This window comes from Cryobacterium sp. Hz7, assembly GCF_004402815.1.
Lineage (GTDB): Bacteria > Actinomycetota > Actinomycetes > Actinomycetales > Microbacteriaceae > Cryobacterium > Cryobacterium sandaracinum.
Genome location: NZ_SOFB01000057.1, coordinates 1 through 22,114 on the forward strand (window position 1 = coordinate 1; position 22,114 = coordinate 22,114).

Consider the following 22,114-nt stretch of genomic DNA (forward strand, 5'->3'; position numbering starts at 1 on the left):
CCTTTGTGAGTTCTTTGATCGGTACTCACTGACCATCCCACGGTGGCTCTTCACGTTGACGAAGCAACACTCAAGAGCGGGAAACCACACCACTCACGGGGACGTAACCAAGAGACACCGATAGCAGAACGGTCTCCGCATCAACCTGCCAGCAGCCCGCTGGGAGATTGCGATATTGAATCCCACTTTCAGTGCGACGATGCAGGACGCCGGGTTGTTGACCCTGTGGCCGAGCTCGAGCCGGAGCAAGTCGCGCCTTTCAAATGCCCAGCGGGTAGCCGAGGCGAGAGAGCATGAGGCAAGGCCTTGGCCTTGGGCCTCGGCGGACACCCAGTAGCAGACCCTACCGGTGGCGTGTCGATGCTCCATGTTTTCGATGCCCACATTGCCGACAGCCCTGCCGTCGACGCTGATTGCGAAGTTGCGCACGGACGGGCTGGACGGGGCGAGCTGAAGTGCGATGAATTCCTGGCAGCGCTCGAGCGTTGACAGGTCGGTGTCGCCGACCTGGGTTGCGAGGTCATCGTTGGCACCGAAGGCGCGAAGCAGGTGCCCGGTGTCAGATTCGTCCCATGGGCGAAACTTCTGCACGCGATCGTCAGATCAAAGCGTCGGGCAACGCCGAGGCTTCTTCCCCGAATTGGGCGGTGCGGATAGCGATTCTGAACAGTAGGGTCGGGCCTTGGGGCCGCAGTTGACGCGTCCAGTTGGGCGGGAACCTGACGAGGTGACACTCGACGACCGGCGGCTTTCGAAAAGGCGGATTTCAGGTTCCGCACATGACTGCAACAGAGATGAGTGCAGCGATGACAGCCAGCTGGGTCCGCCTCTCACTCTGGGTTGCCGCCCTGGTCGCATGGTCCGCGCTCATCCTCGTCGGGCTGGTCCTGTTGGGGACAGGTCTCGATAGAACGTTCTTTTTTGAGCCAACCGGTGGGGCTCTCGAACGCGATCGTGTGGGGAAGAATCTCATTCTTGTTGGTTCGGTCGCCCTCTTCGCTGCCGCGGTCTGGGCTCGGTCGATGCACGCTCCCATCTGGTCCTGCGCCCTCGTCGCAGCCCCGGCTGTCCTTGTCGGCGGCCTCACCTTGTTTTTCGGAGGTTCTCTGTTCCCACACCTCAGCGCTTTGGTGGCTTTCCCTGTTGCCCTCGCTGGCCTGGTTTGCGGGCTTGTCCTCGCCAGGCCACTGCTTCGCGCTGTCTCCGCGCGCCCTAGCGCGTCGGTTGACCGTCAGGGATCAGACTGAGCTTTCGCCCGCCGTCGTCGAGTGCTAAAAACTATCCATCTGAAGACGGCAGCGTTAATGGCAGCCAAGAGAAAGAATCCCAAGTAGTACAACGCCGCGCTCATGGTCAATGCTCCGACGGCGAATTCTTCTGGCCCCGACACTTGCGATGAACCCAGTGAACCGACGACATAGTACGCAGTAGATAACGGCAACGTCAGTACCACGATGAGCAGAACCATCGCTTCGGGTGCGGCCGTCCCGCCGCCCAGTTCGAAGGCGCGCATCACGGACACTGCCGCAATGAGCCCGGCGACTGACACTAGGTAGGCGCCCATCGACCCCGCGGCCCAGGAGGGTAGGCGGTGGTTCCCTGTCGGCCTTACACGGTCGGTCGTCATTTCCGAAAGCTACAGGCCTTGCCCAACTTCGGGCAACAAGGACCGTTTCGACGTCTCGGGGAAAGGGCCTTTGGAAACGGTCTCCGCATGAATCTCCCAGCAGCCCGTTGAGAGATTTTGCCGTGGAGGCCAGTGCCGTTAACCGCGGAATTCGTTCGCGAACTGGGTACACCGATCGATTTCTACTGTGTTCACAGTACTTCTTTCAGGTCCAGGCGAGTGGATGGCGATTTCCGCTAGCTCCGGCTCCCCAGGAACTTCTCCAGCGCGGCGAGGTCATCGGTATTTATGTGGTCAACGCCGGCCTCGTGCAGCTCAGTCCAGATCGCTTCGCGGGCTTCGCTCGGAACATCGAGGGTCCCCCAGAAACGGACGCGGTAGCCCTGAGAGTGCGCCGACTGCACGTATTCGCGCAGCTTGACCTTTTCGCTTTCCGGCATCGGACCGACGCCCTGCCACACGAATAGCTTGTTCCAATTCTCACTGACCAGCGGCATGAGATCGGCTGGTATTCCAGATGTCAAGTCGCCGGAGCGGCCGTCATAGAAAGCCAATCGTGAGTCAAGATTTTGCATGGATTTTAGAGGGCGGTTGCCGCTGACCACGGCGACAACCGGTCCGGATTTGGTTTTGCCGTTCGTGTACTTGGTCATGATCGAGCGATGCTCAGCCAGGTCTTCCTCGATCGCAGCGTAGGTACTCTCGCCGTCACTCTTTATGTCGATCAGAAGTTGGAAGCTGCCATCCCAGCCAGAGTAGACACTGCCAGCACGGCCGTCCACGAGGCGGTCGAGCGGATCCAGGTAGAGGCTTTCGAGAGTAACCCCCGCCTGGACATCCTCGAGATCGTGAGCGACGAGAAGCTCGCCATCTACGAGCCAAACATCGGCTTCCACACTGGTGAATCCGTGCTCGAGGGCATCAAATAACGGACGCTCATGCTCATAGTCATTGTGCGCGTGGGCGGCATCCTGCGGTTCGCCGGGCACGATGTCGGCCTGTGATGGTGCGGCCGCGCCGCTGACGGTAGCGAGGCCGACGAGGGTAACGAGAACCAAAGCAGAATTTTTGACGATCATGGAAGTCCATTTCTACGAAGTGTGTTCCGCCGAGAAAGTCCCGTCGAAATGAGATTGACCGCGTTATCGGCTCCACGCGTGTTCCAGTGCACAAGCTGGTTCGGTTTCGAATGCGCAACGGCTACAGTTCTATCGCCGTCGGGTTAAGTGCTGGCGCCGGTCGAACCAACGCACCATGAACGGTCTGGGCGTGCGTGACCTTCTGCTCGCGTAAGAATCACGCTCCTAGCTCCACCAGTCCGTCCTCGCGTCGCGCCGGCAGATTCGGTATTCACTGGAGGGCCACCGGGTTGGTTCTAACAGTCGAATAGTCGCAGCGCTGGCATACCTTGTCATGCTTGCCGCGCTGACTTCAGGTGTTGTCAGCGCTGACTGTGCGGGCTCTGCCATCGAGCCGGATCGTATTGCCGTGCGGGACGATCCACTGGGTCTGCTGTGTCCGAATGGCACTCCGATACAGATCACAGCCTCGGAGTCATATCGAGAGACTTGCTCGATTGTCGTGTCGCGCCGAACTGCGCGCAGTCGAGCGTGCTCGCCTGCGAACGGCACGGCCCGCCAGGCTGCCCGCAAGCCGGACCTTAAGCGCACTCGGGCCCGGAATTCGGGGCCAGAAGCAAACGCAGCCGGGCGGAGCGCCCGGATAGCCCGCCAGGATAGTCCGCCCGGTGAGGATTCGCACTTGAGGGCGTCGACCGCAACAAACCCCAGCGGCAGGAAACCCCTGCCACGAGATGTCCTGGCGTGTCGTAGACGACCTGGCGCACGCCTCGACCCCAGGCGGCACCACAGCAGGGTCGAGGCCGTTTGCGGCTCGGTCAAAGGTCGGCGAGCATGCTCACAGGGTTCTCGATGCAGCGTGCGATGTAGGTGAGGAAACCGGCGGCGGTGCCTCCGTCACAGACCCGGTGGTCGAAGACCAGCGACAGCTCGACCACAGTGCGCACCGCGAGGGTGTGATCGACCACCCAGGGGCGCTCGATCATCCGTCCGATGCCCAGAATGGCGGCCTCGGGGTGGTTGATGATCGCGGCTGACCCGTCGACACCCAGAGCACCGAAGTTGTTCAGGGTGAAGGTGCCGCCGCTGAGTCGAGATGGGGGAAACGAGCCATCCGTTGCCTGGGTCACGATACCGGCGATCGCATCCCGGAGTTCGCGGGTGGTCAGTGAGTGGGCGTCGTGCACGACCGGCACCATCAGCCCCCGCGGGGTCTGAGCGGCAAGCCCGAGGTTGATGGCACCGCGTTGGAGGATCTCCTGGCTGGCCGTGTCGACTGAGGAGTTCAACAGCGGAAACCGGCGCAGTCCGGCGACCGTGAACCGGGCGATCAGCGCGGTCACGCTGAAGCGTTCGCCTGTGGCGTCGAAGAGACGGTCCCGCGCGGCGAAGAGCTCGGTGGCGTCCACATCGAGCCAGACGGTTGCCTCGGGGATTTCCCGGCGCGAGGTGGTCATCCGCTCCGACACCACCCTGCGTAGGCCGGTGATCGGGATCCGGATGTCGTCGGTGGGCGCGGCCCGGGTTCCGATAGGCTCCGCCACGGGTGCAGGTTGGGCCAGTGCCGCGGGCTCGACCACCGGTGTGGACTCAACCGCTGCGGCCCGTTCCCGGATTGCCGATTCCACGTCCCGGCGCAGCACCAGCGCGTTGCTCCCACTGCCGATTAGCAGGGTCGCGTCGAGGCCGTTTTCGCGGGCCAGACGCCGCACCAGCGGTGAGACCACGGGGGAGCGGCCGGCCGGGTAAGACGGAGAGGCCGGAGCCGTTACCGGGGTGGCCGGAGTCACCTCGGAGACCGGTTCGACGATTGCCGCGACGACCGGAGCCGCTGAGCCGGGTCGCACGCCGAAGCGCGCAGTGGCAGGGCGCCGCACGGGACCCGTGTTCTCCCTCGTGCCGTAGCCGATGAGCACAGCACCGGATGCCGACCCGTCGACCTCCGCGACCGGAACCCCGGCTGCCATCGCTGCGGGCTTAACAGCAGTCCGAGCGGTCGGCCGTGCGGCGTCGGCCTCGGCGGCATCCGTCACTGTCAGCAGCACCTGCCCGGCGTGAATGATCTGGCCGGCGACCCCGTTCAGGGCCTCGACCACACCGCCGAACGGCGACGGCAACTCCACGATGGACTTGGCCGATTCGACCTCCACCACGGGCTGGTCGATGGTGATGGTGTCGCCCACGGCGACCAGCCAGGAGACGATTTCGGCTTCGGTGAGTCCTTCGCCGAGGTCGGGCAGGATGAAATTCTGACCCATCAGTTCCACTCCCAGGTTCCGAGGGCGGTCAGGATGCGGTCGGGAGTGGGCAGAAAGTATTGCTCGAGCTTGGGGGAGGGATAGGGGATATCGAAACCCGTGATCCGCAGGATCGGCGCTGCCAGGTGGTAGAAGTTGCGCTCGGTCAGCCGGGCGGCGACCTCGGCCCCGTAGCCGCCGAACTGCGCCGCCTCGTGCAGCACAGCGGCGCGGGAGGTCTTCCGCAGGGAGGCGCCCACCGTCTCGTCGTCGAACGGGGAGAGGCTGCGCAGGTCGATCACCTCGATTGAGAGCCCCTCGGCGACGGCCAGCTCGGCCGTCGCGAGGGCCGTTTTCACGGTCGGACCGTAGGCGATCAGCGTGACATCGGTGCCCTCCCGCAGCACGACCGCAGTGGTCATCGGCGCGGTGCGCACAGGCAGGCTGAGCTCGGCTTTGGCCCAGTACCGGCTCTTGGGTTCGAGGAAAATGACCGGGTCGTCACAAGCAATGGCCTCGCGGAGCATTGAATAGGCATCCGCCGGATTCGATGGCGAGACCACCGTGAGGCCGGGCGTGGCCGTCCAGTAGGCCTCGGAGGAATCGGAGTGGTGTTCCACACCCCCGATGTCGCCGGCGTAGGGGATCCGGATCACAAGGGGCAGCTGGATGCGCCCACGGGTGCGGTTGCGCATCTTGGCCACGTGCGAAACGATCTGCTCGAACGCCGGGTAGCTGAACGCGTCGAACTGCATCTCGACCACCGGGCGCAGGCCGTACATGGCCATGCCGATCGCGGTGCCCACAATCCCCGATTCGGCCAGCGGCGAGTCGCTCACGCGGCTCTCCCCGAATTCGGCGTACAGCCCGTCGGTCACACGGAAGACGCCGCCGAGCGGGCCGACATCCTCACCGAACAGGACGACCGTCGGATCGTCGCGCATCGCGTCCTGGATCGCGGCGTTCAACGCCGCTGCCATGGTGAGAGTGACCGGTGCGCGCAGGGGCGTCGGTGCGGTGTCGGGGAGCGTCATGAGTTGACTCCTGAGTGAGCGGCGACGGATGCTGCGACGGCGTGCTCGGCGTGCTCGTCGAGCTCAGCTGCGAGGAAGGCTCGTTGTTCCGCCAGGGCGGCGCGCGGGGTCGAGTAGACGTGGTCGAATAGCTCCAGCGGATCCACTGGCGCGGACCGGGTCATGCATTCGCGGGTGTCCGCCGCCAGATCCTCGGCCTCGGCACGGATGTCCGCACGCTCCGCGTCGCTCAGCGCACCGATCTCGCACAGGTAGGTGTCCAGGCGGGTGATCGGGTCGCGGCGTCGCCAGATCTCCAGATCCCCGGGATCGCGGTAGCGGCTCGGGTCGTCGGAGTTCGTGTGTGCCTCCATCCGATAGGTCAGACCCTCGATCAGGGTCGGGCCGTGGCCGGCGCGGGCGTTCTCCACTGCCGACGAGGTGACCGCGTACATTGCGGCGACGTCGTTGCCGTCCACGAAGTAGCCGGGCATCCCGTAGCCGATGGCCTTGTCGGCGATGGTGCGGCAGCGCATCTGCTTGTCCAGCGGCACGCTGATCGCGTACTGGTTGTTCTGCACCACGAAGACGACCGGGGCCTGCCAGACGGCAGCAAAGTTGAACGCCTCGTGGGCGTCGCCCTCGCTGGTGGCGCCGTCGCCGAGCAGGGTCAGTGCGACGGTGCGCTCCCGTTTCAGCTTGGACGCGGTCGCGAGCCCCACGGCGTGCAGCGCCTGGGTAGCCAGAGGGGTGGCCTGCGGGGCGATCCGGTGGGCGTTCTGGTCGTAGCCGCTGTGCCAGTCCCCGCGGAACGAGGCCAGGATGTGCTCGGGCGGCACGCCGCGGGTCAGTAGGGCGATGCTGTCCCGGTAGGTGGGGAAGAGCCAGTCCTCGGCGCCGAGGGCGGCGACCACGGCGATCTCGCAGGCCTCCTGGCCGAGAGCTGACGGGTACGTCGCCAGGCGTCCCTGCCGGGTCAGCGCGGTGACCTGCACGTCGAACCGGCGGGCGACGACCATGCGCCGGTAGAGATTGAGCAGTGTGGCCGGGTCCGGCAGGTCAAACCCGCCGGCCTCATCAAGTGGCGCGGCGCGACCGGTGTCATCGATCAGGCGGAGGGGACGCGGCGCGGCGAGGGGGCTCTCAACCAGGCTCTCGACATTGAGGCTCATGTCGCAATGGTGGGGCATCTCCGCGCCGCCGACGATGCCCCGGCAACGGATACGAACGATTGGTCCGAAGCGGCGTCGCGCCGGACCATTCGTCCGCGGAAAACGACCGTTCAGCGCCAGCTGTCCGCAGCGCGGGCCGGGGGCAGGCCGGTGATTTCCTCGAGGATGAGGTGGGACCGGGTGGAGATCACGCCGGGCATGCTGTGGATATCGCGCAGGATGGCTTGGCTCAGCTGCTCGTGGTCCGGAGCGCTGACGGTGAGGATGATGTCGATGTCGCCGCTCACGGCCTGAGCTTTTTCGACGAAGGGCAGTTCACTCAGGCGCCGGGCCATCTCGGCCCAGGAGACATCGCCGATCTTGACGATCACGAGGGCGGAGATCCTGAGCCCGAGCGCCCGGCGGTCGATCTGTGCGCCGAATCCAGTGACCACACCGTGACGCACGAGATTCTGCATCCGGGTGTGCGCGGTGGTGCGGGAAATGTGCACGAGCACGGCCAGCTGGCGCATCGACAGGCGGCCGTCGCGACTGAGTTCGGCCACGATCTGCCGGTCGATCGCGTCGAGACCGTCGGGCGTGCCCGGGGCGGCGGGGGCCGAGTGCTGCGTCATTGGAATCCTCAGGCTGGGGAAACCCTCAGACTACCGCGAGCCCAGGCGACTACCGCATCGCGCGCAGGTAGTGGTTCTTGGGCCAGTGGCGCAGCCGGCGCGGAAGCCGGGGATAGACACGTATGGTCAGCCGGATCAGCCGGTCGAAGCGGCGCTGCGCCCCCACGGTCCAGGGCAGGTCGAACAGTTCCCGCACCGAGCAGGGGAGCAGTCCGACGGTCACGAACCGGCCCAGTGGCATCATCAGCCGCAGCCAGAGCGGCCCGGTGCGGGGATGCAGCAGCTGGCGTGCCACGGCGCGCGTGGCGGCATCCGTCTGCAACTCGCCGACGCGTCGGTCCCAGTAGGCGGCGAAGGCGGCCCGGTTGGGCGGCCACAGCTCCGCGGGCATCTGCAACGCCGTGCCCAGCACGGCGTACTCCCGGTAGAGCGCGTCCGCCGTGGCTCCGTCGAGCGGGCCGTAGACCAGCTCCCGCATGGTCATGGCGGAGTCATACAGGGTCGCCGCCACCCAGAGCTGCAGTTCTGGGGTGAAGGCGGTGTAAGCCGGACGAGCCTCGGTGGCCAAGCCCGACACCGGGGCGTGGGCGTGATCGACCCGGCGTCGTGCCCGGGCAGCCTCCTCCGGCGTTCCGAACACGACCGCGTACACGTAGGTCAGGGTGCCGCGCAGCCGATCGAGCGGTCGGGAGGCGAAGTCGCTGTGGTGCGCAATTCCGTGGCCGATCGCCGGGTCGGCGATCTGCAGGAGGATGGACCGCCCGCCGGCGGCGATCAGCACGGCCTCGCCGGCCATGTCCCTCATCTGCATGCGCGCCTCCCCGCTCGAAGACCGATTGTAACGCCGCCAGCGGTGAAGCGGATGGGCACTTCGCCGCGGTAGCTGCCGGCAGGTTAGCCTGGACCGGTGATCTCCGGCCGACGACACCCGGCCCCAGCCCGCCGCCTGGCGGCGCTCGCCGCCATGGCCCTGCTGGCCCTCACCCTCTCCGGCTGCACCGCGGCGCGCGGAACAGACGCGAAAAGCGGCACCGCCGCCCCGCTCGGGCCCGGCTGGTCGGCCGGCCCCGTTGCCGAAGACGCCACTCGCCGCCTGGCCGCCATGTCCCTGACCGAGAAGGTCGCCAGCCTACTGATGCTGCACCAGCCGGGAACAGATGCGGCCGAGCTGCGCACCTTCGCCGGGGCGAACGGCCTCGGTGGACTCATCCTGATGGGTGACAACGTGCCGGTCTCCCCGGAAGAAATGCGGGCAATGACGGATGCCCTCAGTCCCGACCCGGAACTCCCGCTGCTCATCGGCATCGACCAGGAGGGCGGCGAGGTCTCCCCGCTGCCCGCCGACCTGGCGCCCGGGGCTGCCCAGCTGCAGACGCTTCCCGCACCGGCCACAGAAGACGCCTTTCGCAGTCGGTCGACCCTGCTCCAGTCCGTCGGCGTGAGTGTCAACTTCGGCATCGTCGCCGACGTCACGGCCGACCCGAGCTCGTTCCTGGCCGGCCGGGTGCTCGGCACCGACCCGGCGTCGGCATCCGCCCGGGTGGCTGCGGCGGTCACCGGTGAGCGTGCGCGGGTTCTGAGCACGCTCAAGCACTTCCCCGGTCACGGGGCGGCGCCGGGGGACTCGCACCGAAGCATCCCGTCGACTCCGCTTGGCTATCAGGACTGGCTGACCCGTGAGGCGCCTTCGTTTCAATCCGGAATCGAGGCTGGCGCGGCGCTGATCATGTTCGGCCACCTGGCCTACCCGAGCGTCGATCCGCGTCCGGCGAGCCTGTCGCCGGCCTGGCACGAGATCCTCCGCACCGAACTCGGTTTCGACGGCGTCACGATTACCGACGATCTGCTGATGCTCCAGGACTTCGGCCTGCCGGAGTACGCCGACCCGGCCGAGAACGGGATCGCCGCCCTGGCAGCGGGCAACACCATGCTGCTCTCCGTTCTGCCGGCGAATCCCGCGCGGTACGGCACCGATGTCACAGTTCTGATCGGCAGAATCATCGAAGCGGTCGATACCGGGCGGCTCACGCTGGAGCAGATCGATGATGCTGCCTACAAGCTCCTGGTGCTGCGCGGCCGGGCCGCCCTCAGCGCATCCCAGGAGTGAACCCCAAATCCAGATTGTGCAGCGAACCGCACCGAGTAGGAACTCATGGATGCCGGCACACTCTAATCACGCATTCTCGTCTTCGTCGGAGGCACCGGAGTGTCCTCAGCTGGGTGTCACCAAAGTCATGACCCAGTCCATCGGGCGCCCGGTCAGCTCTCAGTCCGCTAGCCCTCTGCCGTGCCGACGAAGTACGCCGTGACGACTTCGCGGGTGGTGAGCGGATCTCCCCCCGAAATAGGCGCGACGCGCACCGTCCATCGGGGGCCTGACCGATCGATGCCGTCTGCGCTCTCCGCCCAGACCGCCCCATCTTCCGTGCACGAGTAGGTGCCGTACCAGGCGGGGTGCTCGGTCAGGTCGTTCCAAACGCCACCGCTGCGAATCAGGCAGCGGTCCCCGTCGCTGAGCAACAGCCCGAGCGGTCGCGCCTGCTCGGGCGCGGTGGCCGCCGGCAGGCTCCCGGTGCTCGGCAGGCGCACCACCGCCGTGGTCCACGGGTCGCGGTAGCAGGCCACAAAGCCGGGCGCCGCATCCTGCCAGCACGCTACGGCGAACGCGCTCGACGGTGTGCAGGCGTGGATGTTGTCGTCGACGGCGACTGCGGACGGCCGATCATCGAACGACGCGCTGCCACAGTCGAGCGTGACGGTCGTCTCCTCGGTGACGGTGAAGCCCGCGGCAGGCAGACCGCCCTCGGTGATGGGGCGCATTACCACGCTCTCGGTTGCCGTTGCCGAAGCAGAGGAGGGCGACGAAGGGGCCGGGGGCGCGCATCCGGCGAGCAGGGCGATCAGCAGACCCAGGGGGAGCAAAAACCGTGAGCGCATTTCAGCCCTCCGTTCCACCCATGCACCAGCCCCTGAGCGACCGACGGTACCCTCGGCCCCGGAGGCAGTCAAGGGATTCCGGCAGGAGCGGCCGGACCACTGTCGAAAAGAACTCTCCCCGATTCGGAATATTTCACTTTCCTATGCGCTTGCATGAATGTGAGGACGAGAATCCACCGTTCCGCGAATTGAGGAGAACCCATGACTCAGACCACCGCAGCGAGCATACCCGGCTACAAGGCCGGAACCTGGACCATCGACCCGACCCACAGTGAGGTCGGTTTCAGCATCCGCCACCTCATGATCAGCAAGGTCAAGGGCACGTTCGAGAAGTTCGACGCGACCTTCGTTACCGGCGAGAACCCGCTCGACTCCTCCGTCACGGCCACGGCCCAGGTCGTGACGATCGACACCAACCAGGCGGACCGCGACGGCCACCTGCGCACCGGCGATTTCTTCGACGCCGAGACCTATCCGACCATCAACTTCGTCTCTACCGGCGTGCGTCAGGTCGAGGACGACTTCCTCGTCGACGGCAACCTCACCATCAAGGGCGTCACCAAGCCCGTAACCTTCGACTTCGAGTTCGGCGGCTTCGGCACCGACCCGTACGGCAACTACAAGGCCGGCGCCACGGCGAAGACCGAGGTCACCCGCGCCGACTTCGGCCTCACCTATAACGCGGCCCTTGAGACCGGCGGAATGCTGCTCGGCGAAAAGGTCATCATCACCATCGAACTTCAGGCCGCGCTCAACCAGGCGTAGTCGTCCCCGCGCAGAGGTCTGCGCAGGGTGGATAATAAACACGAGAGGGACCCCACGAGAGTGAGGTCCCTCTCGTGTCGACCTTTGGTCAGGGTACCGACGCGGCCGCTCCGATCCTCTACACCCCGGGGTATTGGTCGTGAATGAGAGACCACGCTGCTCGGGCCGAGCGCAGGCGTTCGGGGCCAGAAACGCGGGCGCTCCCTTTCTATCCGACGGGCATATTGTGCACCTCGGACATCATCGGCTATTCGCCCTTGATCTCCTCACGCACCCGTCGTAGGTCCTCCATCAGGGATCCGATCAGGATCCAGTGCTGCGGATGAGGCGTCGCAATGATCAGGGGGGCGGTCAGGGTGGGTGGTTCCTGCGGCAGGCTGACCTGCTGGACGCCGGGGTGGTCCACCTGTTCGGCGAGGAGCCTCAGGTCATGGGCGGCACGGCTCAGCTCGACAGTGATCGCGAGCACCGTGGGCTCGAGGTGCAGGGAATGGTCGTAGTGGTCGCGCAGGGACCGGGTCATGCCGATCGCGCGTGCGACGAGCGAGGTCAGCCGGGCGAAGAGCTCCTCGTCGATGTCGAGGAGACGCCGGTTCACCGCGTGCCGCGGGTTGAGAGTGAGGCTCTCCTCGGCCTGCTTGAGCGCCTGATCCGCCTTGGCGAGCATGGGGCGCAGCAGACGCACCTTAATCATCATCTCTTCGATCTGGCTGGCCTTCTGCGGAAACCGCAGGGCGTCGACGATCCGGTCGAGGGTGTCCGCGATCTCGTAGGCAAGTCGGATCACAGCCGCGTGCGCCGGACGAAGAAGCACTGGCGGCACGATCAGGGCGTTGACGAGGAGTGCGGCCGCCGCCCCGATGATGGTTTCGACGATGCGGTCCCGCGCGTACTCAGCCGTAGCCGTGCCGATTGTGAGTAGGAGCATGGCGCTGATCGGAATTTGGCTCGCCGAGCTGGGGGCCAGCCGAAGCGCCCACGCCAGCATGATGCAGAACACGATGGCCAGGAGAACGACCCAGCTGGACTGGCCGAATGCGACACCGACGCCATAGGCGATGATGACCCCGCCGATAACACCCAGGCTGCGTTCGACCGCGCGACCGAGGGTCTGGTTGATGTTCGGCTGCACCACCAGCAGGGCGGCGATCGCGGCGAAGACGGGCAGCTGCTCCGTGTCCAGTAGCAGTTGCGACAGGATCCAGCCGAGGGCGACGGCCACGGATGTCTTCACTGCCTGGAGCAGAGGAATCCGGCTTGTGGATCGCAGCCGGGTGTTGATTCTCACTTGCCTAGGGTAGTCGAATGCGTGGGCGAGTCGTATGCACAGGCTCGTCGGACCGGTGCCGGTGCCGGCGCCGTTGAAACCCTGCGTGCTAGGGCAGGTCGTCGTCGGTGCGGGCACCGAACACGATTTCGTCCCAGCTGGGCATTGAGGCCCGCCCGCGCTTGCCATGACCCGACGCTCGCGGAGTCGCGGCCGGTGATTGACCCCCGGCGGCCTGGGCAGACCAGGCGTTGCGGGGGGCCTCGGTCGGCGGGGCGGCGAGAGCCGAGGGAGCGGCGTGGGGTTCCGCGGCGGCCTCGACCGGCTGGTTCACCAGACGGATGCCCGGGGCCGGGCTGGTGCTGGCGGGGTTGCTGTGGCTGGAGTGGCTCTCGACCTGGTTGCTTTCGAAAGCGGCGGCTTCGCGCTCCCCGCGGCGGCGGCGCAGTGACGCCAGCAGGTCGGCCGTCTCGCTCAGGCTCTGCGGCGGTTCGTCGGCGCGCTTGATGGCTGCACGGGACACGGCATCCGTCGTGCCGGCCGACCGGGAATACGGCACCGGGTCCAGAAGCGGCGCCGTATCGTGCAACGTCTCCTCGGACAGTGATTCCTTGAAGGTGAAGGCGCCGCTGTCGAAGCGGGACACATCGGCGAGGCTGGTCTCGGCGCCGACGGCCCGCAGCCGCGGGATCAGGGCACCCTTCAGTTCACCCTGCTGCGACAAGGCGATGGCTTCACTGCCGACCGGAGAGAGCGAGTTCTTCTTGGGTTCGAAGCCCCACCGGGCGTCGTGGTCGATGTCATCGGCGGTGAAGGCCAGTTTGACGATCCAGCCGGCGCCGGGTTCCTTCCAGCTGGCCCAGCGCTCGTTCGTGGCGCCGAGCGAGGCCAGACGCTCACGGATGACGGTGCCGAAGGTGGCGCCGCCCTCGATCGGGTCGAGGTCGATGGCGGTGTGCACCGGCACGCTCAGCGCGCAGGAGACCATGTAGTCGCGTTCGGCGACGACCGGGCCCTCGAAGCGGCGCACAAAATCGAGGGACGCACCCGTGACCGCGGCGACGTCCTCGGCGGACATGCCGGCACGGATGTGCGCCTGCACTTCCCGGGGACTCAGCTTCGGCCCCGACGCTGGTTCCACCTGGGCCTGGCGAAGCCGGGACTGGAGAACTTCGTCGATGGGGATCCTGAATCGGTCTCCCTCTTCAGACGCTGCGAGCAACGCACCGCTCTCGACTCCAATAACTTTCAATTCCTGCATGTTGAAAGCCCTTTCGCCATCACTAGTGCGCCTAAGACTGCCATGTAAAGAGTGAATCTTCGGGGAATACGCCGGGCGTGCCGCAAGTTGATGACTGTGCCGAGCAAATGACGCGGCGTGTAGTTTGCTATTCCGCCCGGATTGTTGGAAACTATGGCCGCCGAAATCCTTTCTCGGCGTAACTGAATGGATGGGTATGGCAACCGATTACGACGCACCACGGAAGACCGAAGACGACTCAGAGTCGATTGAGGCCCTCAAGGAGCGCGTACCCGACAAGATGTCCGGTGTCGTAGATGTCGACGACTCGGACAACCCCGGTGGTTTCGACCTTCCCGGCGCTGATCTGTCCGACCTCGACCTCGATGTCGTCGTTCTGCCTCCGCAGGCGGACGAGTTCACCTGCGTGGAGTGCTTCCTGGTGAAGCACCGTTCGCAGATGTCGCACGAGACCAAGCTCGGCCTGGTATGCCTGGAGTGCGACTCCTAAACGCGCTCAATCATGTGATGCTGGCCGTCGCGATCCATTGATCGCGGCGGCCAATTTCTGTGGGCGCCGCGTCGACACCAGCCAATACGGCGCCGGATCCGTCGCATCCACGATCGGGATTCGCACGACGGGCCGAATCCACCCGCGGATGAGCAGCCAGGCCCGGGCGTCGAGCCGTTGGCCACGTTCCAGGGCGGCCTCATCTCCGTCGAAGGGCAAAACCTCGCCGACCAGATCGATCGATATGCTCGCGCGCCCGGCGGTGAGCTCACCGCCCCGCACCTGCACCACCGGTGCCGACAAGAGCAGCGCCAGAACGCAAGCGGCGTACAGACCGGCGGCCAGCAGCACCCCGGCCAGCATCGAAATCGGTGCGAACACGAGGATGCTGGCAGGAATGATGAGCGCAGTCGCCACATAAGGTGCGGGAGAGGCCCAGAGTTTTTCGCGATATTCAGGCATGGGTCTATTCGATCAGACTTCTGCACTAGCCTCGACACGTGGCAGAAAGCGTCGAAGTCCTGATTACCGCGTCCATCCTCCCGAGCTACGCGCACCCGGGTGACGCGGGAGCGGACCTTCATTCCTCCCAGGCTCTAGTCTTGGCCCCCGGCGAACGAGCACTGGTCGGCACGGGCGTGGCGATCGCCCTGCCCGACGGTTTCGCGGCATTCGTCGTGCCCCGCAGCGGTCTCGCGTCCAAGCACGGCATCACGATCGTGAACGCGCCGGGCACCGTCGACGCCGGGTATCGTGGCGAGATCAAGGTGACGCTGCTCAACACCGACCAGACCACGCCCCATGCGATCGCGATCGGCGACCGCATCGCCCAGATCATCATCATGCCCGTCAGTCGGGCCACGTTTATTCCCGTGGATCGGCTGCCCGGCAGCCAGCGCGGGGTTGGCGGATTCGGGTCCACCGGCCTGAGCCGGAACATCAGCACGGGCACCTCAACGTCAGGAGACAACCAGTGAGCGACACCGCGAACCCGGAGGAGAACCCGGACGAGACGGCCAAGTCGGCGCCGGGCGATCGTGCGACCGAGGGTCCCCTCGACGAAGCCGAAGCCAACCCGGTGCGGCCCTACGTGGACCTCGGCGGGGTCAAGATCCTCCCGCGTGAGGGGCTTCACCTACGGTTGGAGATCGAAGAGGGCAGCAAGCGGGTCGTGGCGATCGGGCTCGACTACGCCGGCTCCACCCTCCAGGTACAGCCGTTCGCCGCGCCCCGCTCAAGTGGCCTGTGGAACGAAATCCGCGCCCAGATCGCCGATCAGATCGGCAAGCAGGGCGGAACGACGACTCTGCGCGAAGGCCCGTTCGGCCCCGAATTGGTGGCCGAGATCCCCGTGGCCGCGGGTCAGGGATCCGACGGAACGAGCAGGCTGGCCCGCTTCATCGGAGTCGACGGCCCGCGCTGGTTCCTGCGCGGCGTGATTGCCGGCGAGGGTGCCATCAACACCGACGCCGCGACCGAGATCGAAAACCTGTTCCGCAGCATCGTCGTGGTGCGCGGATCCGCCCCGATGCCGCCGCGTGACCTCATTCCGCTGCGGATGCCGGCCACCCCCGCCACTGCGGCCGAGCCGGGCCAGTCCTGAAGAACGCCGGGATGACGGACGCACCACTCCCCGATGAGGCCCGCGAGCCCGACGCATCAGAGAACGCGCCTGACTCGCCCGTGCCGGCCGCGTTCGCCGACGGTATGGCGGCGGCGGCCCGGCGGGCCGGCTTCACGCCGGCGGCCGAGGGTGATCCGATCAGCGGGCGCGCCCTGCTGGCCGCGATGGGCGGCATCCGTGGACTGGTCGAGGCCCTGCTGCCCGGACTCGTCTTCCTGATCACCTACACCTTCACCCGGCAGTTTTTTCCCGAGCAGTCGCTGGTGCTGTCCCTTGTTGTGCCGGTGCTGATCGGCGTCGTTTTCATCGTTCTGCGCCGGATTAGCCGCCAAACGGTGACGCCTGCCGTCGGCGGCCTGGTGGCACTGATCGTCAGCGCCGTGCTCGCTCTGTTCACTGGCCGCGCCGAAGACTTCTTTTTGCCCGGATTCTGGACCAATGGACTGTACGGCGGAGCCCTCTTCATCTCGGCGGTCGTCGGCTGGCCGCTGATCGGGCTGGCTGTCGGATTCCTGATGGGCGAGGGAATCGCCTGGCGGTCGAACCGGTCCAGGCGTCGGGTGCTGACCATTCTCACGCTCTGCTGGGCGGGCTTGTTCGCCCTGCGCCTGGCTGTTCAGCTTCCCCTCTACTACTCCGGAAACGTGGAGTGGCTCGGCGCCGTCAAGCTCCTGATGGGGATTCCGCTCTACGCGCCACTCCTGGTGATCTCGTGGCTGGTGGTCCGGGCGGTCTACCGCGCCGACGACCGGGAGACCGACGACGCAGCGGGTCGCCGGCCCGAATAAATTCACCGCGATTCCGCGACACCCGCCGGAAATATGCGCGGGAAACGCGGTGGCACCGCTAGAGTTATCTCTACGTCAAGATAGTTCGGCGTTGGACATCGTCCGCACGTGGCATCCGCCGGTTAGGTTACCCTTGCTGGCAGGGGCAGGCGTCTGGTCGTCAGGATTGAGGATTGCGGACGGTTTCGCCGTCGGTTTCCACGAAGGAGAGGGCATCGTGTCGGCGCTTAATAATGCGGTCGTAAACAGTTTTGGAGCCAAGGACACCCTGCGGGTCGGGTCGACGGACTACGAGGTCTTTCGTCTCGACGCGGTAACGGGCTACGAGAGGCTTCCGTTCAGCCTGAAAGTGCTGCTGGAGAACCTCCTTCGCACCGAGGACGGCGCCAACATCACCGAGGCCCACATTCGCGCCCTGGGCGAGTGGGTCCCAACGGCGGAACCCGACACCGAGATCCAGTTCACCCCTGGCCGCGTCGTTATGCAGGACTTCACCGGCGTGCCGTGCATCGTCGACCTCGCCACCATGCGCGAGGCCGTCGCCGAACTCGGCGGCGACCCGAAGAAGATCAACCCGCTGGCTCCGGCCGAGCTGGTCATCGACCACTCCGTCATCGCCGACCTGTTCGGAACCGCGGACGCCCTCGAGCGCAACGTGGAGATCGAGTACGAGCGCAATGGTGAGCGGTACCAGTTCCTGCGCTGGGGCCAGACCGCGTTCAACGATTTCAAGGTCGTGCCGCCCGGAACCGGCATTGTGCACCAGGTCAACCTGGAGTATCTGGCCCGCGTCACGATGACCCGCACCGTGCCGGACGCGGAGGGCAACGACGTGCTTCAGGCCTACCCCGACACCTGCGTGGGAACCGACTCGCACACGACCATGGTCAACGGCCTCGGCGTGCTCGCCTGGGGTGTGGGCGGCATCGAAGCCGAGGCAGCCATGCTCGGCCAGTCCATCTCGATGCTCATTCCCAAGGTGGTCGGCTTCAAGCTCAACGGCTCCATCCCGACCGGCGTCACCGCGACGGATGTCGTGCTCACCATCACCCAGATTCTGCGCAAGCACGGCGTGGTCGGTAAGTTCGTCGAGTTCTACGGCGCGGGTGTCTCGCAGGTTCCGCTGGCCAACCGGGCCACGATCGGCAACATGAGCCCGGAGTTCGGATCCACGGCCGCGATGTTCCCGATCGACGACGTCACCCTCGACTACCTGCGCCTGACGGGTCGCAGCGACGAGCAGGTTGCACTCGTCGAGGCCTACTCGAAGCTGCAGGGCCTGTGGCACGATGCCGACAAGGAGCCCGTCTTCAGCGAGTACCTCGAGCTCGACCTGGGCACCGTCGTGCCGTCGATTGCCGGCCCGAAGCGCCCGCAAGACCGCGTCATCCTCACCGAGGCGAAGTCGCAGTTCGAACTTGACCTGCAGAGCTACGCGACGCAGGACTGGACTGTTGTGGACGCGGCCGTCGAGGCCTCTTTCCCTGCTTCAGACCCGATCGGCTTCACCGCCGAGGACGAGAACCTTGACCACAAGGCCTCACACAACCACGTGAGCCACGCTCCGATCAGCGTGTCCAGGCCCGTCGCGATCACCACGCAGGACGGCGCGAACTACACGCTCGACCACGGAGCGGTCGCTGTCGCGGCCATCACCTCGTGCACGAACACGTCCAATCCGAGTGTCATGCTCGCCGCGGGCCTGCTCGCCCGAAACGCCGTCAGGAAGGGCCTCACGAGCAAGCCGTGGGTCAAGACCACCCTGGCTCCGGGCTCGAAGGTCGTCACCGACTACTACGAGAAGGCCGGCCTCACCGGCGACCTCGAGGCCCTCGGCTTCTACACCGTCGGCTACGGCTGCACGGTCTGCATCGGCAACACCGGCCCGCTCATCGACGAGGTCACGACCGCGATCAACGACAACGACCTGGCCGTCACCGCGGTGCTCTCAGGCAACCGCAACTTCGAGGGTCGGATCAGCCCCGACGTCAAGATGAACTACTTGGCCAGCCCGCCGCTGGTCATCGCTTACGCCCTCGCAGGCTCGATGAACTTCGACTTCGAGACGGATGCGCTCGGCATCGGCAGCGACGGCAACGAGGTGTTCCTCAAGGACATCTGGCCCGACTCCGCCGAGGTGCAGTCCACGATCGACGGCTCGATCGACACCGGCATGTTCACGAAGCAGTACGGCCATGTCTTCGAGGGCGACGAGCGCTGGCGCGGCCTGCCGACACCGGACAGCGAGGTCTTCGAGTGGGACCCTGAGTCCACGTATGTGCGGAAGCCCCCATACTTCGACGGCATGACCATGGAGACCACACCGGTGGTCGACATTGTCGGTGCCCGTGTGCTGGCCAAACTGGGCGACTCGGTCACGACCGACCACATCAGCCCTGCTGGTTCGATCAAGGCCGATAGCCCGGCCGGCGCCTACCTGCTGGAGCACGGCGTCGAACGGGGCGACTTCAACTCCTACGGCTCGCGCCGCGGCAACCACGAGATCATGATCCGCGGCACATTCGCGAACATCCGTCTCCGCAACCAGCTGCTGGACGGAGTCGAGGGTGGCTACACCCGCGACTTCACCGTTGACGGGGCTCCGCAGGCGTTCATCTATGACGCTTCGCAGAACTACCAGGCCGCCGGCACGCCGCTGGTCATCTTCGGTGGCAAGGAATACGGTTCGGGTTCGTCCCGCGACTGGGCCGCGAAGGGCACCAGCCTCCTCGGGGTGAAGGCCGTCATCACGGAGAGCTTCGAACGCATCCACCGTTCGAACCTGATCGGGATGGGCGTCGTGCCTCTGCAGTTCCCGGCCGGCCAGAGCTGGGCGTCACTTGGACTGGACGGCACGGAGGTCGTCACAATCGAGGGTCTCGTCGAGCTGAACAGCGGGGTCACCCCGAAGACGGTGCGCGTCACGGCGGCGCCGAGTGCGCAGTCTGCCGCCGGCAAGGCCACAGTCGAGTTCGACGCGGTCGTCCGCATCGACACCCCGGGTGAGGCCGATTACTACCGCAACGGCGGCATCCTGCAGTACGTCCTGCGTTCGCTGGTCGCCTAGCACGCAGGAGCCCTTAGGCCAGCTACCGAAACCGGCGCGTAGACTCGGCTTGACCGAATCTATGCGCCGGTTTTCTGGTGGCGGATAGCGCAACGTGAAAGGTGTTATCGATGGCGCTACTGGACACGATCTTCGGGCCGAGAGATCTGGATCGCCTCTCGATGGAACAGCTCGTCCAGCTCGCGGCCGAGGTGCGGGCGTTCCTCGTTCGGGAAGTCTCCAAGACCGGCGGGCACCTTGGTCCCAACCTCGGCGTGGTCGAGCTGACCATCGCTTTGCACCGGGTCTTCGAATCCCCGCGTGACGCCATTGTCTTCGATACCGGACATCAGGCCTACGTGCACAAGCTGCTCACCGGGCGCCAGGACTTCAGCCTCCTCCGCCAGGCCGGCGGCCTGGCCGGCTACCCGCAGCGGCGCGAGTCCGAGCACGACATCGTGGAGAGTTCCCACGCCTCCAGCTCGTTGTCCTGGGCTGACGGCATCTCCCGAGCCTTCGAGATGACCGGGCAGAGCGACCGCCATGTGATCGCGGTCGTCGGCGACGGCTCCCTGACCGGGGGCATGACCTGGGAAGCCCTCAACAACATCAGCGACGACAACACCCGTCGCCTGATCATCATCGTGAATGACAACGGCCGCTCCTACGCGCCCACCATCGGCGGCATGGCCCGCTTCCTGAACACCGTGCGCACCCGACAGGCGTACCACAGTGCCTATCTGACCAGCCGTCAGGCCTTCGAACGGATGGGCGCGCCCGCCCGGGCGTTCTTCCGCGGCGTGCGCGGCGGCATGCACGGCTTCCTCGCCCGGTTCTCCAACAACGAGGCGCTCTACTCCAACCTCGACATCAAGTACATCGGTCCGATCGACGGCCACGACATGGCGGCGATGGTCGAGGCGCTCCATCAGGCCAAGGGCTACGGCGCGCCGGTGATCGTGCACGCGATCACCCAGAAGGGTAAGGGATACGACCCGGCCGTTCAGGACACCGCCGACCAGTTCCATGCGGTCGGCCAGATCGACCCGGAAACAGGGGAGTCCACCGAATCCGCCGGCGCACCCTCCTGGACGTCGGTGTTCGCCGACGAGCTGCTGCGCCTTGCCACACTCGATCCGAAGATCGTGGGCATCACCGCGGCCATGCTCCGTCCCACCGGCCTGCACAAGATGGCCGAGAGATTCCCCGCCCGGGTGCACGACGTGGGCATCGCCGAGCAGCACGCCGTCACCAGTGCCGCCGGCCTCGCCTTCGGCGGCCTGCACCCGGTCGTCGCGCTCTACGCCACCTTCATCAACCGAGCGTTCGACCAAGTCCTGATGGATGTCGCCCTGCACAAGGCCGGCGTCACATTCGTGCTCGACCGGGCCGGGGTGACCGGGCCCGACGGTCCCAGCCATCACGGCATCTGGGACCTGGCGATCCTTCAGGTCGTCCCCGGGATCCGCCTCGCGGCACCTCGGGACTCGGTGCGCCTGGCAGAGGAGCTCGAAGAGGCCGTGGCCGTCGACGACGCGCCCACTGTGCTGCGCTTTCCCAAGGGCAGCGTGAGCGCCCCAATCGACGCCGTGCGCCGCCTGGGCGACGGCGTAGACGTGCTCTTGGAATCAGCCCAGAAAGACGTGCTGATCGTCACCGTCGGGCCGATGGCCACGATCGGTCTCGATGTGGCGGACCGGCTCGCAGCCCAGGGCATCGGAGCCACCGTCGTCGACCCGCGCTGGGTCGTCCCGGTACCGCGGAGCATCGTGGCCCTGGCCGCGGAGTACCGCATCGTCGTGACCATCGAGGACGGCGTCCGGGTCGGCGGCGTCGGCACCCGTGTCCGTCAAGATCTGCGTGAAGCCGGCGTGGACACGGCGGTCACCGAACTGGGGCTGCCCGACGAATTCCTCGACCACGGCACCCGCGCCGAGATCCTCGACCGTGTTGGGCTGACCCCGCAGCGCATCGCCCGCGATGTCGTCGCAATGGTGCTCGGCAGCAAGATCCCGCATGCGCGGCCCCTGCCGGCGGACCGCGCCGACACCGCCAGCATCCCGGCAAACCTTCAGCAGGATTAGGCGATTCCCCATCGAATGGTTGTGTCGTTTCCGGAAGGCTGGGGCTGAGATCACCGCGTGATCGCTGTTCATCACAGGCGGGGTGCCGTGCCCGGCGTCGAGCCAATTCG

Annotated in this window: 20 protein-coding genes; 8 read left to right on the forward strand and 12 right to left on the reverse strand. The window is 66.1% G+C overall.

All coding sequences use genetic code 11. The features are described 5' to 3' along the window. Positions 1-93: 93 nt before the first annotated feature. The 8 genes from E3N86_RS14965 to E3N86_RS14995 all read right to left on the reverse strand — a co-directional run bounded on the left by E3N86_RS14965 (position 94) and on the right by E3N86_RS14995 (position 8,553). A complete protein-coding gene (locus E3N86_RS14965; RefSeq protein ID WP_134371469.1) occupies positions 94-591 on the reverse strand; it encodes a GNAT family N-acetyltransferase in 498 nt (165 codons plus the stop codon). Positions 592-1,231: 640 nt separating this feature from the next. Then, positions 1,232-1,513 (reverse strand): hypothetical protein, encoded by a 282-nt coding sequence (locus E3N86_RS17170; RefSeq protein WP_206751014.1) that lies wholly within the window; start codon positions 1,511-1,513, stop codon positions 1,232-1,234. Positions 1,514-1,863: 350 nt separating this feature from the next. Beyond that, complete coding sequence (locus E3N86_RS14970; RefSeq protein WP_134371471.1) at positions 1,864-2,706, reverse strand: phosphatidylinositol-specific phospholipase C/glycerophosphodiester phosphodiesterase family protein; 843 nt, start codon at positions 2,704-2,706, stop codon at positions 1,864-1,866. 818 nt (positions 2,707-3,524) lie between these two features. Further along, positions 3,525-4,964 (reverse strand): dihydrolipoamide acetyltransferase family protein, encoded by a 1,440-nt coding sequence (locus E3N86_RS14975; protein WP_134371473.1) that lies wholly within the window; start codon positions 4,962-4,964, stop codon positions 3,525-3,527. Further along, positions 4,964-5,977, reverse strand: a complete 1,014-nt coding sequence (locus tag E3N86_RS14980) for an alpha-ketoacid dehydrogenase subunit beta (RefSeq protein ID WP_134343468.1) — start codon at positions 5,975-5,977, stop codon at positions 4,964-4,966. Before E3N86_RS14980 ends, E3N86_RS14975 begins: the two co-directional genes overlap by 1 nt. Beyond that, positions 5,974-7,128 (reverse strand): pyruvate dehydrogenase (acetyl-transferring) E1 component subunit alpha, encoded by a 1,155-nt coding sequence (gene pdhA / locus E3N86_RS14985; protein ID WP_134512234.1) that lies wholly within the window; start codon positions 7,126-7,128, stop codon positions 5,974-5,976. Before pdhA ends, E3N86_RS14980 begins: the two co-directional genes overlap by 4 nt. Positions 7,129-7,238: 110 nt before the next feature. Next, positions 7,239-7,742, reverse strand: a complete 504-nt coding sequence (locus E3N86_RS14990; protein WP_134371477.1) for an Lrp/AsnC family transcriptional regulator — start codon at positions 7,740-7,742, stop codon at positions 7,239-7,241. Between the two features lie 49 nt (positions 7,743-7,791). Then, positions 7,792-8,553 (reverse strand): oxygenase MpaB family protein, encoded by a 762-nt coding sequence (locus E3N86_RS14995; RefSeq protein WP_241976868.1) that lies wholly within the window; start codon positions 8,551-8,553, stop codon positions 7,792-7,794. A 96-nt stretch (positions 8,554-8,649) separates the two neighbouring features. Here E3N86_RS14995 and E3N86_RS15000 point away from each other — a divergent pair, with 96 nt between their 5' ends. Next, positions 8,650-9,849, forward strand: coding sequence for a glycoside hydrolase family 3 N-terminal domain-containing protein (locus tag E3N86_RS15000; protein ID WP_241986181.1), 1,200 nt, complete (start codon positions 8,650-8,652; stop codon positions 9,847-9,849). 167 nt (positions 9,850-10,016) lie between these two features. On the opposite strand, the gene E3N86_RS15005 is transcribed toward E3N86_RS15000, so the two are convergent. Further along, the gene (locus tag E3N86_RS15005) at positions 10,017-10,562 is read right to left on the reverse strand and encodes a hypothetical protein (RefSeq protein ID WP_134512235.1); all 546 of its coding nucleotides are present in this window, start codon (positions 10,560-10,562) and stop codon (positions 10,017-10,019) included. Positions 10,563-10,880: 318 nt separating this feature from the next. Between E3N86_RS15005 and E3N86_RS15010 the strand changes: the two genes are divergently transcribed. Continuing rightward, complete coding sequence (locus E3N86_RS15010; RefSeq protein WP_134371481.1) at positions 10,881-11,444, forward strand: YceI family protein; 564 nt, start codon at positions 10,881-10,883, stop codon at positions 11,442-11,444. 247 nt (positions 11,445-11,691) lie between these two features. Here E3N86_RS15010 and E3N86_RS15015 read toward each other — a convergent pair whose 3' ends face one another. Continuing rightward, the gene (locus tag E3N86_RS15015) at positions 11,692-12,732 is read right to left on the reverse strand and encodes an aromatic acid exporter family protein (RefSeq protein WP_166785109.1); all 1,041 of its coding nucleotides are present in this window, start codon (positions 12,730-12,732) and stop codon (positions 11,692-11,694) included. An 88-nt stretch (positions 12,733-12,820) separates the two neighbouring features. After that, complete coding sequence (gene sepH / locus E3N86_RS15020; protein WP_134512237.1) at positions 12,821-13,972, reverse strand: septation protein SepH; 1,152 nt, start codon at positions 13,970-13,972, stop codon at positions 12,821-12,823. A 196-nt stretch (positions 13,973-14,168) separates the two neighbouring features. Between sepH and E3N86_RS15025 the strand changes: the two genes are divergently transcribed. After that, on the forward strand, positions 14,169-14,462 hold the full coding sequence (locus E3N86_RS15025) for a DUF4193 domain-containing protein (RefSeq protein WP_104099606.1): 294 nt from the start codon (positions 14,169-14,171) through the stop codon (positions 14,460-14,462). Between the two features lie 6 nt (positions 14,463-14,468). Here E3N86_RS15025 and E3N86_RS15030 read toward each other — a convergent pair whose 3' ends face one another. Continuing rightward, a complete protein-coding gene (locus E3N86_RS15030) occupies positions 14,469-14,924 on the reverse strand; it encodes a DUF3093 domain-containing protein (protein ID WP_104099607.1) in 456 nt (151 codons plus the stop codon). 38 nt (positions 14,925-14,962) lie between these two features. Between E3N86_RS15030 and dut the strand changes: the two genes are divergently transcribed. The 5 genes from dut to dxs all read left to right on the forward strand — a co-directional run bounded on the left by dut (position 14,963) and on the right by dxs (position 22,004). Continuing rightward, positions 14,963-15,439: a dUTP diphosphatase gene (gene dut / locus E3N86_RS15035; protein WP_104099608.1), complete on the forward strand. Its 477-nt coding sequence runs from the start codon at positions 14,963-14,965 to the stop codon at positions 15,437-15,439. After that, positions 15,436-16,065, forward strand: coding sequence for a DUF3710 domain-containing protein (locus tag E3N86_RS15040; protein WP_104099609.1), 630 nt, complete (start codon positions 15,436-15,438; stop codon positions 16,063-16,065). The genes dut and E3N86_RS15040 overlap by 4 nt, the downstream gene beginning before the upstream one ends. A gap of 11 nt (positions 16,066-16,076) precedes the next feature. Then, positions 16,077-16,874 (forward strand): DUF3159 domain-containing protein, encoded by a 798-nt coding sequence (locus tag E3N86_RS15045; protein ID WP_104099610.1) that lies wholly within the window; start codon positions 16,077-16,079, stop codon positions 16,872-16,874. Positions 16,875-17,091: 217 nt separating this feature from the next. Further along, the gene (gene acnA, locus E3N86_RS15050) at positions 17,092-19,941 is read left to right on the forward strand and encodes an aconitate hydratase AcnA (protein ID WP_104099628.1); all 2,850 of its coding nucleotides are present in this window, start codon (positions 17,092-17,094) and stop codon (positions 19,939-19,941) included. A 110-nt stretch (positions 19,942-20,051) separates the two neighbouring features. Beyond that, the gene (dxs, locus tag E3N86_RS15055; protein WP_104099611.1) at positions 20,052-22,004 is read left to right on the forward strand and encodes a 1-deoxy-D-xylulose-5-phosphate synthase; all 1,953 of its coding nucleotides are present in this window, start codon (positions 20,052-20,054) and stop codon (positions 22,002-22,004) included. Positions 22,005-22,114 lie beyond the last annotated feature (110 nt).